Origin of the sequence: Mucilaginibacter sp. OK268 (assembly GCF_900103125.1) — a bacterium.
Taxonomy (GTDB): Bacteria; Bacteroidota; Bacteroidia; order Sphingobacteriales; family Sphingobacteriaceae; genus Mucilaginibacter.
In genome coordinates, this window is the sequence record NZ_FNJV01000003.1 from 123,285 (window position 1) to 135,309 (window position 12,025).

The 12,025-nt window shown below is 39.4% G+C and carries 6 protein-coding genes; 3 read left to right on the forward strand and 3 right to left on the reverse strand.

The features are described 5' to 3' along the window. Positions 1 to 8: 8 nt before the first annotated feature. The 3 genes from BLR84_RS11000 to BLR84_RS11010 form a co-directional block, all read right to left on the reverse strand. Positions 9 to 2,303 carry a family 20 glycosylhydrolase gene (locus tag BLR84_RS11000; RefSeq protein ID WP_255366915.1) on the reverse strand — a complete coding sequence of 765 codons (2,295 nt, stop codon included), beginning with the start codon at positions 2,301 to 2,303 and terminating at the stop codon, positions 9 to 11. 13 nt (positions 2,304 to 2,316) lie between these two features. Next, the gene (locus tag BLR84_RS11005; RefSeq protein ID WP_090467893.1) at positions 2,317 to 4,998 is read right to left on the reverse strand and encodes a glycoside hydrolase family 2 protein; all 2,682 of its coding nucleotides are present in this window, start codon (positions 4,996 to 4,998) and stop codon (positions 2,317 to 2,319) included. Between the two features lie 90 nt (positions 4,999 to 5,088). Further along, positions 5,089 to 6,519: an alpha-L-fucosidase gene (locus BLR84_RS11010; protein ID WP_090467895.1), complete on the reverse strand. Its 1,431-nt coding sequence runs from the start codon at positions 6,517 to 6,519 to the stop codon at positions 5,089 to 5,091. Between the two features lie 180 nt (positions 6,520 to 6,699). On the opposite strand from BLR84_RS11010, the gene BLR84_RS11015 reads away from it, so the two are divergent. From BLR84_RS11015 to BLR84_RS11025, 3 genes are all read left to right on the forward strand, one after another. Further along, the gene (locus BLR84_RS11015; protein ID WP_176852029.1) at positions 6,700 to 7,347 is read left to right on the forward strand and encodes an RNA polymerase sigma-70 factor; all 648 of its coding nucleotides are present in this window, start codon (positions 6,700 to 6,702) and stop codon (positions 7,345 to 7,347) included. Positions 7,348 to 7,398: 51 nt separating this feature from the next. Beyond that, positions 7,399 to 8,484, forward strand: a complete 1,086-nt coding sequence (locus BLR84_RS11020) for a FecR family protein (protein ID WP_143013883.1) — start codon at positions 7,399 to 7,401, stop codon at positions 8,482 to 8,484. A gap of 215 nt (positions 8,485 to 8,699) precedes the next feature. Then, complete coding sequence (locus BLR84_RS11025) at positions 8,700 to 12,017, forward strand: SusC/RagA family TonB-linked outer membrane protein (RefSeq protein ID WP_218128301.1); 3,318 nt, start codon at positions 8,700 to 8,702, stop codon at positions 12,015 to 12,017. Positions 12,018 to 12,025 lie beyond the last annotated feature (8 nt).

Sequence of the window (12,025 nt, forward strand, 5' to 3'; positions counted from 1 at the left end):
GCTGATATTTAATTTTTAAACCATTCAGCAGGAATATCCTGCCGGGCCGAACCATTTACACTATACTGGAGTTTAAGGGTAAAACCACCGCCACCTTCAATAAAATCAAGCGCGAATGGGTGCAAACCCATTTTTAAGGCTATCTGTCCGCTTCTTTCTTGTGCCGAGTGATTACCGTCGTTATCAACCACCATCGTTGGGCCAATTTTTAATACGGCACCATCATCGGCGGTTAAATAAAAACTATAAATACCATCGGCAAGTATATCTATGTATCCTTTATAAGCGATGCCAAATGATGGAGCCTTTACCGTTGAGGGCACCTCGATGGCAGTAGTTGTAAAAGTGCTATCAACCCTGGCTTTTTTCATCAGGGATGTTTGTTTGAAGTAAGCCTTGTAATATTTGCAATCTAAACCGGGTTTTGTGCTCCTGACTTTTACCGGGCCAAGCATATATTGCTTGGTGTAGTTTAAATTATAAACATCTCCGCGTGTACCATTTGCAGTAAAGGCCGCAACCCGAACCAATTCGTTATTTGTTATACTTAATGCAGATGGCAATTCCCTTGATTTTGTGTCGGGCAAAGACCCATCAGTTGTGTAACGGATAATCAAGGAAGGTAATGGTTTGTTGATGCTTAAGCTCCCCTCATCGGTAAATACATAATTGTTTAATAGTCCGGGAAGGTCGGGTAAGCGATAATTAATATTCATAGCATCCATACGGCTATACTGTTTCACCAGGCGTTTCAGATAAGAATCATATTTACCAGGTTGATTTGTCCAGAGCATTTCGGCAAGGGCAGTGAGGCGCGGCATATACATATAATCTGCCCTTTTTTCTGAGGGTATCATTTCTGTCCAGATATTAGCTTGTGCTCCGATGATAGATTTGGCTTCCCCGGCATTTAAAACCTTAGGGATAGGGTTAAAATGGTATACCTTATCAATCGAATACTGATCAGGCTGATTATCAAAATATAAGGGCTCTCCTGGTGTCATGATCACGGTGTTACCGTTTTTTACTGCTTTTACCGGAGCATCGGGCACCCAGGTGCGCCAATACATAATGATAGCTGTTGGACTGATACCACCTTCGATAATCTCATCCCAGCCGATCAGCTTACGCCCCTTGGAGTTAAAGAATTTCTCCATGCGGTTGATAAAGTAGCTTTGCAAAGCAGGCAGATCTTTGATCCCCTCACGTTCCATTAAAGCTTTACAATCAGCAGATTTACCCCAATCGGTGCGATCAACTTCGTCGCCACCAATATGGATGTATTGCGACGGGAAAATATCCATGATCTCGCTGAACACATTTTGAGCAAATTCATAAGTCGACTCTAATCCAGGGCAAATAGGTTTGGTAAACAATTTACCCCATGAATTTTCGCCATTACAGGTTAAAAAAGGATAGGAATTAATAGCGGCCATCATATGACCGGGCATATCAATTTCGGGGATGATGTCGATATGCCGGACAGCAGCATAGGCCACTATACCCTTCATTTCCTGTTGAGTGTAAAAACCACCATACATGGTTTTACCCTCACGTTGAACAATATGTTCTTTGTCAATGACAAAGTCAGGATTATCCTTAGCTTTTTTGATACAAGCCGAATCCTGGTTATTAAAAGTACGCCAGGCACCTTCTTCGGTTAGCTTCGGGTATTTTTTGATCTCGATGCGCCAACCCTGATCATCAGTCAAGTGCAAGTGAAGTTTATTCATTTTGTAAAGCGCCATCCTGTCGATAAATTTTTTCAGATAAGCTACAGAAAAGAAATGCCGGGAAACATCCAGGTGCATTCCGCGCCAAGCATAGGCCGGTTGATCCTGAATAGTTACAGCAGGTAATACTAAAGTTTTACTTACTCTGCTTTTTTCGACAGAAACTGGTAACAATTGACGAATAGTTTCAATCCCATGAAATATACCGGCCGGGTCTTTAGCAGCAATGATCACCTGCTGTTTATTGATGGTTAACTTATAGGCTTCGGGAGCTGTTAATGAAGCATCGTAAATCAATTTAATAGCACCCGGTTTATCACTTTGGGTTATAGGCAACTTTCTGCCTAAACCTTTTAATAATAACTGATCAAGTTGATTAGCCTCATCAGTAAATGGTTTTGCAGCTAGAATACTGGTTTTGCCACTGATAATAAATGAGCCTTTACCGGCTACCAATTGCGTTGGGTAAGGTATCAATGGAAACCGGGCGGCTGTTTCCTGTGCATTCACAGCAGCAGTACAAGTAAGCATTAACGCAGCCGCCAACAAATATTTTGAAATGGTCTTCATTTTTTTCTTTTTATTATTTGCTGATAGATATTGTTCGTTCAACTACATTCCATCCGCCTATAGTTACAGTGAGATTTCTTTTTGCGCTATTTTTATAATCAATGATTACTTTCTTTTCTTCGCCTGGTAAAACGGTAATATAATTATCGCTGTAAAAAGCAGGTAATACCCGTTGTTTGGTATCCGCATCAGTTAATGACAGCCTGTTAAAAAACGCAAGTGGCCCATTGCCTGTATTAGTTAAGGTTACTTCTACTTTATCAGTACTTAAATATTTAGCCGAAGCACTTAGGTTTCCTTTGGACATACTTTGTAATCCAGAATAATTACCGTTCCCATCAGGTATCCAGTAAATGTTTTCGCTCAGGACTTTCTTATCTTTATCTAATAACTGCAGGCAAAGAAAGGCCCCTTTATCTTTAGCTAATTTATTCATTTCTCCTTTTAGCGATAAATAACGTTTAACCGTGGTTGATGTCACATCTGAGAATACCTGGGTAAGCATCTTTTCTTTGCCATCCATATCATAGGCTTTGGCTACCAGCATCATATTGGTGTGGCTTTTGAAAGTATTGTTAGCTACCATCACCATACCATCAGTAGGGTCATACATAATGTGCAGGGGCTCGCTGCCTTTGTGTAAGCCATACAGGCAAGCATTGGGGTCCAGATAATAATCGTACATCTGCCCGCGCATGGCTGTCCATGGATTTTGGGTTTTCCAGATTATGGTACCGGTGTACCACTCCCACATATGTGAACTAAAACCCTCCATTAGACCACGGTATTGATCGTAATTGACCAATTGGGCTTTGGTTGCAAAATCCTCTACATCTTTTGCTTTGCCGTACTTATCAATAAAGCCATCATAGCCAATATATTTATGATAATCCCAAACAGAATCGGTTTTAGTTTTACCTGTAGCTTCATCATACTCAGGTAATACCATATTTTTAGCCGGGATAAATCTTTTGAGTGATTCATAATCACTTACACCCACAGATCCAACCTCGGAATTAAAAGGATAGGTTTTATGTGCCCAAAAAGTTGATAAAGGTTGTATGCCGTAAGGTCCGTCGCCATTCCCACCCAGTACATTACGTGACATTTCCTCGGAATTGGAATAAGGGATAAACCAACGGGTGTTATCCAATTTAGGCATGATACTATCGCGCAAAGATATCAGCATATCCTCCGGCGGAGTGATCTCATTACCACCACACCAGATAGCCAGTGAAGGGTAATTACGTACCAGCTTTACCTGATCTTCAATTGATTTAAGATATAAATCATGATCATCGGGGTATTTTCTGCGAGTCCATTGATCATCCAGTTTCATCGGATCCGTCCAGCGGCCATTACAATCTCCTGATCCCCACATATCCTGAAAAACCAGCATACCATATCTGTCACAGGCTTCATAAAATTCAGGGCGTTCAATCAACGCACCACCCCAAACCCTGATCAAGTTCAGGTTCATATCCCGGTGAAAGCGCACCTCAGCATCATAACGGGCATCCGAAAAGCGTAACATCTCATCAGATACTATCCAGTTACCGCCTTTAATAAATATTTTCTGGCCGTTGATATTGATCTGCCTGCTCTCGGTACGTGCGTTCCACTCTGTAGTGATCTGCCTTACCCCTACTTTTATTTCGTCCTGGTCTGATACTTTGTTGCCAACAGTTACAAACTGTAGATTCATTGGATAAAGATGCTGTGCACCGTATCCGTTGGGCCACCAGAGCTTGGGATTTCTTAATGAGTAATCATTTAATTGTATTGTTTGTGTCGAATTGGCTTTGAGCGTAACTTTTTTTGAAACGATGTTGCCATCCAAAGTATATTTTAGTTCACCACTAACAGACACATTACTTGCGTTTTGCAAATCTGCAGATACCTGAATAATAGTAGGTTGCTGCGGGCCTCCTGGCTGCCTTACACCCGGTACCAGGGTTACAATGTGCGGGTCTTTAATGCTTACTGCGCCTGTTTTCTCAATAGTTACCTTATCCCAGATACCGGTATTGCGATCTTTTATAGGCTGTATCCAATCCCAACCAGCGGTATATTGAATGCCAACATTACGGGCGATAGTACCATCGCCACCCTGGCCTCCGTTGGGGTTACCTACAACATCCGGAGGGTAAACAATAACAGCGATCCTGTTATTACCATCTTTAGCCATCCATTTGGTAATGTTGTACGACTGACGTAAAAACATACCGGTATGTGGCTTGTCATTTAATTTATGACCATTTAAAAACACATCACAACTGTAATTTACCCCTCTGAAATTCAGATAAACCTGATTATTTCCTATAACCTGCACCTCCTTAAAATCTTTCACAAACCAGTAAGTATAATAATCACGACCGGTTCTGTAAATGTCGGGTATCTGCTCATTGTTCATACCGTAAAACGGGTCGGGCATTTTATGGGCGGCTACCAAACTGGTTAATACCGTGCCTGGCACAACCGCAGGCAGCCATGCGTTTGTATTATAGGTTATGTGTGAAACATCTGTTCCGGCTTCTTTTACATTATTTACCGGGGCGCATTTCCACCCTTCATTTAGTTCATACTTATTTTGAGCATTGGCTGTAATGCTTTGAAAAACAATACAGGATACGAACAATATAACTATTGAGAATTTAAGAGATACAGATTTAACTGCCAGATAAACTTTTTCCATTATTGGGGATGATCGTTTCAAAATTAAACACTGCGATGTATGCAGAGGTATACTAGTTTGGTAATTTGATGTGGTTTTTTGTCCTATTATTTAATACTCCAGTTTAAAACAGGCGGCCTCACTTAAACCGCTGTTTTGTTGTAAACCAGCAGGGATGCTGATCACTACTTCATTATTTTGTTGTTTCCATTTCAGGTTCTGTTTGCTTCCTAACAAAATTACTTTCCGGGGCTTACCGGCTATGATCGAAACAGTTGCAGGCAGTGTTACTTTCTCCTGATCAGATAACATAAAAGCATATATGGCTTTATCATTTTTTGCCTTGGTGTAAAAAATATTACCCGTTGAATATGGAGTAACCGATTTGGAGTTATAAATACCTTCTCCATTTATTTTTATCCAGGCACTTATACCTTTTAGGCGTTCGTAAGCAACAGGATCCCAATCACCATCAGGACCGGGGCCAATGTTCATCAATAAGTTGCCACCGCGCGACACTATTTTAACCAATAACTGTACAATTTGCTGTACCGATTTATAATGATCGCCAGGAACATAGCTCCAGGAGTTCCCCATGGTGATACAGCTTTCCCAGGGATGATCAAGCGGTACTTCAGGTACTTCCTGCTCCGGTGTTGTATAGTTTTCATATTGACCGGATACCGTACGGTCGACAACGATAAGACCTGGTTGTTTTTGTCTGCCCATAGCGGCAATTTTAGGCATATCAATATCCTGATCATATTGAATTCCCTTTTGCCATTCAACAGTAGTATCAATACTGCTTTTAGGACGAACCCATCCTCCATCAAGCCAAAGAATGTCTACCTTTCCATATCCAGTCATCAACTCACCGATCTGATTATAAGTAAAGTCTTTAAATTTTTGCCAACGCTCGGGATGCTTTTTCGGATCATAGTTCACATTTCGATCCTTTGGCGGAAAATATGGCCACCAATAATTCTCCGTATGCCAGTCGGGCTTTGAAAAATAGGCCCCTATCATGAAATTTTCCTTGCGGAAGGCATTAAATACCTCCTTAGTAACATTGCTTCTCGGATTAGTTGAAAAAGGTGTTTTTGCGCTGGTAATTTTATAATCAGTTTCTTTGGTATCAAACATACAAAAACCATCGTGGTGCTTTGTTGTAAATATCACGTATTTCATCCCGGCATCTTTTGCTGCCTGAACCCATTTTTCGGGATTAAACTTCACCGGATTAAATGTAGTTTGCAGGTTTTCATAAGCAGTTTTATAACCGTTATATGTAGCCCCATATGGGCCACGACGTTGAGTCCATCCCTCGTCTTCGGGGCAAATACTCCAACTTTCAACCACGCCCCACTGGCTATAAGTTCCCCAGTGCATAAAAAGCCCGAATTTAAGATCCTGCCATTCAGTTAACTTCTGGTCAACCAATGGATCACCCGGAGCGACGTACTGTTTGGAAACATTATGTTTTTGCGCCATTACAAATGCGCTAAAAAAGCTTAAAACAAGAAACGAAAAGATTTTTTTCATGTTAAATGGAGTTTAATATAATTGACAACAATAATAGGTGTATTGCTTACACTTTTTAAATTTTTTTAATAAATATTGAAACTTTGCCAATAAAATTTCCTTTTTAGCAATTAATGTTTTATTATTGTTACACCGATATTAAGATTTAAATTTAGGTGATTAATTAAAAACTCCCAGGTTTTGAAAGACAGAAAAGTTGATACACTGAACTTGTGGAAACTCATTTGCAACAATGATGATGAAAAAGCTTTTGAGCTTTTATTTCATTTGTTAAATAATTCACTTACTAAATTTTGTATCCTTTATGTTAATCAGCGAGAGATAGCGGAAGAAATTGTATCTGACGTGTTTGTTAAATGCTGGTTAAACCGAAAAACCTTAACCGAGATATTAAACCCTGAGACCTACCTGTTTGTAGCCGTAAAAAACCAGTCCCTAAATCACATTAAAAAATACTCCAGCATCCACCTGGTACAGATAGAAGAAACCAACTCTGTTGAATTTGTAAATACTTACAACCCCCAAAGGGAAATTGAGAATAAGGAATTGATCTTTAGAATGGATAAAGCCATTACCGCCCTCCCTCAGCAATGCCGTATTGTGTTCAGGCTGATCAAAGAGGATGGAATGAAATATAAAGAAGTTGCCGAAATTTTAAATATATCACCGCGTACCGTACAAACACAGCTTTTTAGGGCTGTTAAAAAATTAAGTGTTGTTCTAAATAATTATAATAAATTGAACAACCCTAAAGTACATACAAGCAATATATTCAAGGCATTAAGTGTGGTTATTGGTATTTTGCAACTATTTTTTATAAACTTGTAGGTATTTTATCAAAAATAGTTGTCCACCTATAAAAAGCACGAAATATCAAAAATGGGCAATGATAGATTTATAGAGCTGGTTAGTAAAAAATTAACCAATGAAATCAGCTCTGAAGAAAGCGAAGAGCTTCAGCATTGCTTAAACTCCGACGCGATAAATCGACGCGATTTCGAGTTCCTTAACATTTACTGGAATAGTAACGATACCGAATTTGCAGATAACGCCTTGGCATTTCAAAAAATAAAATCAAAGATCAAAGATCAGGAACCGGAACCTGCCGCAATTTCTGTTTCAAAAAGATCTTATCTATACGTTTGGCGTGCAGCTGCGGCCTTTATCTTACTTGCCGGTTGTTCCTGGCTTTTTTATTCCAGATTTGTTACCCAACACGACAATTCGCTTGCCGCTACCCGAAACATATGGCAAAATAAAAACACTGCAAAGCGGGAGAAATCAACCATAGTACTTACCGATGGTACACGAATCACCCTGAATTCACAAAGTATACTTAAATATCCTGCTGTATTTACAGGTAAAACCCGCGAAGTTTATTTAAGTGGTGAGGCTTTTTTTGATGTGCATAAAGATCATAAACACCCGTTTATTATCCATACGGAAAAAATGAATATTAGGGTATTGGGTACTGCTTTCAACGTAAAATCCTACCCGAATGATCCTCAAAGTGAGACTACGCTTATCAGAGGTACAATAGAAGTTACACTTGATGACAGACCCTCTGACCGTATCATATTAAAGCCAAGTGAAAAACTTATTGTAAAAAATGGTTTATTTAAAACCGTACGCCAAAACGCGGCTAAACTTAGTCCGGCTGAAACCAGTTCAGGCATGCAGTATGTGCTTACTACATTTACCCGACTTCAGCAAGATGATAGTACTGTCATTGAAACTTCGTGGACACAAAATAAATTCATTTTCCGGGACGAGAATTTTTCTACCCTGGCAGGTCGTATGGAAAGATGGTATGGTGTAGACATCAAATTCAAAAATGATGCATTAAAGCTATATCGCTTTAGCGGTATATTTGAAAAGGAAAGTATAAACCAAGCCCTCGATGCATTACGCATGACCGAAGATTTTAATTATAAGATTAAAAACTCAACCATTTATATTTATTAGATTGCCTATGAAGTTAAAGTTTACTTAATATTTAAATGGCTTAGCCAGATGTAACAAATTTCTGAAAAATGGACAATTGTTACATTTTTTTTATATAATTACCTCCACCTGTAAGAGGTTCGGCAGACCTCTATATTCCTTATTAAAATTTATGTAAATTTAAAACACAACGACGGTGTAAAGGCAGATATTGACTATAAAGTCCTTATTGATAAATGAAATTAACTTGTACTTTAATAATATTCTTTAATTTTCTGATCTTAAGTTCCCATGCCCAAACACGTGTAACCATCAATCTGCAATCTGCCGACTTCAGGAAGGTTTTATCAATAATTGAACATCAGAGCAGTTATCATTTTGTTTATAGCGAACGTAAGGTACCGGTAATGAAAAAGGTAACCATTGATGTACAGGGTGAAGATGTTATAAAAGTATTGGATAAGATTTTACTAAATTCTGGCTTTGCCTACACTGAACTGGCCAATCACCTCGTTGTTATAGCTCCTACTACTGAGATTATTAATGTAACTAAGATAAGCGGTCATGTAACCAATGAAAAAGGCGAACCTTTACCTGGTGCCACGGTTATTGTAAAAGGCACAACTGCGGGCACCCCAACAGGAACAGATGGTTTTTTCTTATTTGAAGCTCCGGAACATTCCATCTTAAGGGTCAGTTATGTAGGTTATCAGACAAAAGAGATAAAGGTATCAGGATCCGCCCCATGTGTTATACAATTATCTGTTAGTAATGTACTTAATGAAGTGGTTGTAACCGCGCTTGGTATAAAAAAAGACGAAAAAAAGGTTGGTTATTCTGTGAGCACTATTAGTGGTGATCTGCTTGATAAAGCAAAAGAAAGCAATATTGCCTATTCGCTGGAAGGGCGGGTTGCCGGTTTAAGTATCAGTGGTGTAAATGGTGGGCCGGGTTCATCTGCACGGATATTATTAAGAGGGGTAACCAGTTTTGGCGCAGCCTCACCCCTGTTCATCATCAATGGTATACCTATTGATAATACACAAAGGGGTACTGCTAATGAATGGGGAGGTGCTGATTTTGGTGATGGCATTAGCAATATCAATCCGGATGATGTGGAAAGTTTGACGGTTTTAAAAGGGCAATCCGCTTCGGCATTATATGGGGCCAGAGCTGCTAATGGGGTAATTTTGATCACTACAAAAAGCAGTAAAAAAAACGCCGGTTTTGGAGTCGAGATAAACAGTAATTACCAAATAGACAAGGCAGTTAATACCTTAGATTATCAAACGGTTTATGGACAGGGCGAGAATGGCCTGCGACCACAAAATGTTAATGGTGCCATATCAACAGGTAATTTAGGATGGGGCGAAAAGCTTGATGGTAAACCAACTATTCAGTTTGATGGTAAATATTACCCATACTCAGCTGTAAACGACAACATCAATAAGTTTTACCGTACCGGTTCGTCCAATACAAATACCATTGCATTTAGCGGAGGCGGTGAAAATGGAGGATTCAGGCTTTCGCTGTCAAACCTTACTAATAATTCTATTGTTCGCAGTAGTGGTTTATCTCGTAAAACTGTAAATCTGACTGCTAACCAAAATGTAACTGCAAAACTCAGCGTTAATATTGTGGCCAATTATATTCAGGAATCGTCAAATCTTAAACCAAACTTAAGCGATGGGCCGATGAATGCCAACAATATAGAATACCTTGCCGCTAATGAAAATCAGGCCGCGCTGGCCCCGGGGACAAATGCCGATGGTTCGGAACTACATTGGAATAATGACTCTTTTGTAACTAATCCTTATTTCGCTGTAAATAAATTTGTTAACAATATCAGTCGTCAGCGACTTATTGCTGCTATAGCAACAAAATACAATTTTAATAATTGGCTGTACGCACAGGCAAGGCTAGGTAATGATGTTTTATACGATAAAAGATTATCAATCATACCTACAGGTACTGCTTTTAGTCCCGGGGGAGCCGGTGATATTGACGAACAATCGGAAACTCAACGATCTGAGCTAAATACTGATATACTAATTGGTGCGAAACACGACATCGTCAAAAATCTGCTTAATTTTGATATGTCGGGAGGGGCGAGCTTGCGTAAAAACAGTTATGAATTCACCAAGCTTTTTGGTGGGCCTTTCATTATTCCCTATTTTTATAGTTATGAGAACCTAACTGTAAAAAACAGTACTTATAGTTATAAGAGCAGTGAAACACATTCGGTCTATTATACTGCCGATTTCTCGATCAAAAAATACCTGACTATTAATAATACCGGTAGGTTTGATGCTTACTCTACCCTGCCTGCAGGTCATCGTGGTATATTTACACCATCAATATCAGCAAGTTTTATATTTTCAGAGCTTACGCACCTACCTGCACTTGATTTTGGCAAACTTCGCGTTTCATACGCGCAAACCAGCGGAGAACCTTCCGATACTTATATTACATCCCAATATTATACCATTAACAATTCTGTTAATGGTGTTCCTGCGGCTGGTTTTTCCAGTATCCTTCCTAATTTATTTTTAAAACCTTATACTTTAACCGAAACCGAAGTTGGTATCGATCTTAAATTTCTGAATGGCCGCTTAGGTTTAGATGCTGCTTTTTTTCACCGAAAAACAAGAAATGAAATAATTAAGGGTGATCTGGATATATCATCAGGCTTTGCAACGCGGTTTATTGGTACGGGTTCAACTCAAAATAACGGTATCGAAATTGAATTAAACGGAACCCCATTTAAAACAATCAATTTTGCCTGGGCTCCTTCTTTTAATTTTACCTACGTACAAAATAAGATACTCCAAACCGATGGGACTACCCAATCGTCAAATATCAGCTTTGGAACTTACCGGCCTCTGAATGCGACCACAGCATTAGTTAAAGGTTTACCCGGGCCGCAGATCATGGCAAATGATTATCTGCGCAATGCAAGCGGACAGATCATATTTGATGCCAATGGGCTACCCTTAGCGGGGCCGCGTCTGCCGATGGGAAGCGCAGTGCCTAAAATTTATGGTGGCTTTAACAATAATTTCACGTACAAAAACCTAAACCTTTCTTTCCTGATTGATTACAGGTATGGAAACAAAATATTATCAGCCACAAACTACAACAGCATTTACAGGGGACTGAACAAACTAACACTTGTTGGTCGTGAAGGTGGTGTTGTTGGCGATGGTGTAACGTTATCAGGGGCTAAGAATACGGTATCTGTACCTGCGGAAAATTATTACCAGGCTTTGGCACGAAATATATCCGCACTAAATGTTCTGGATGGTAGTTTTATTAAATTGCGGCAGGTTACTTTTGGATATACTTTTTCAAAAGGTCTTTTAAGAAGCTCTCCTTTTGAAGGTATAACCGTATCTTTAGTGGGTCGCAATCTTTGGACAATCATGAAACATTCAGATAATATCGACCCTGAATCGGGTTTCTCGTCCGACATTAAATATGCAGGTATTGAAGGAGCAAGCCTACCTCCCACTCACACATATGGAATTAACCTTAATATTAAACTCAAAAAGTAATCACAAAA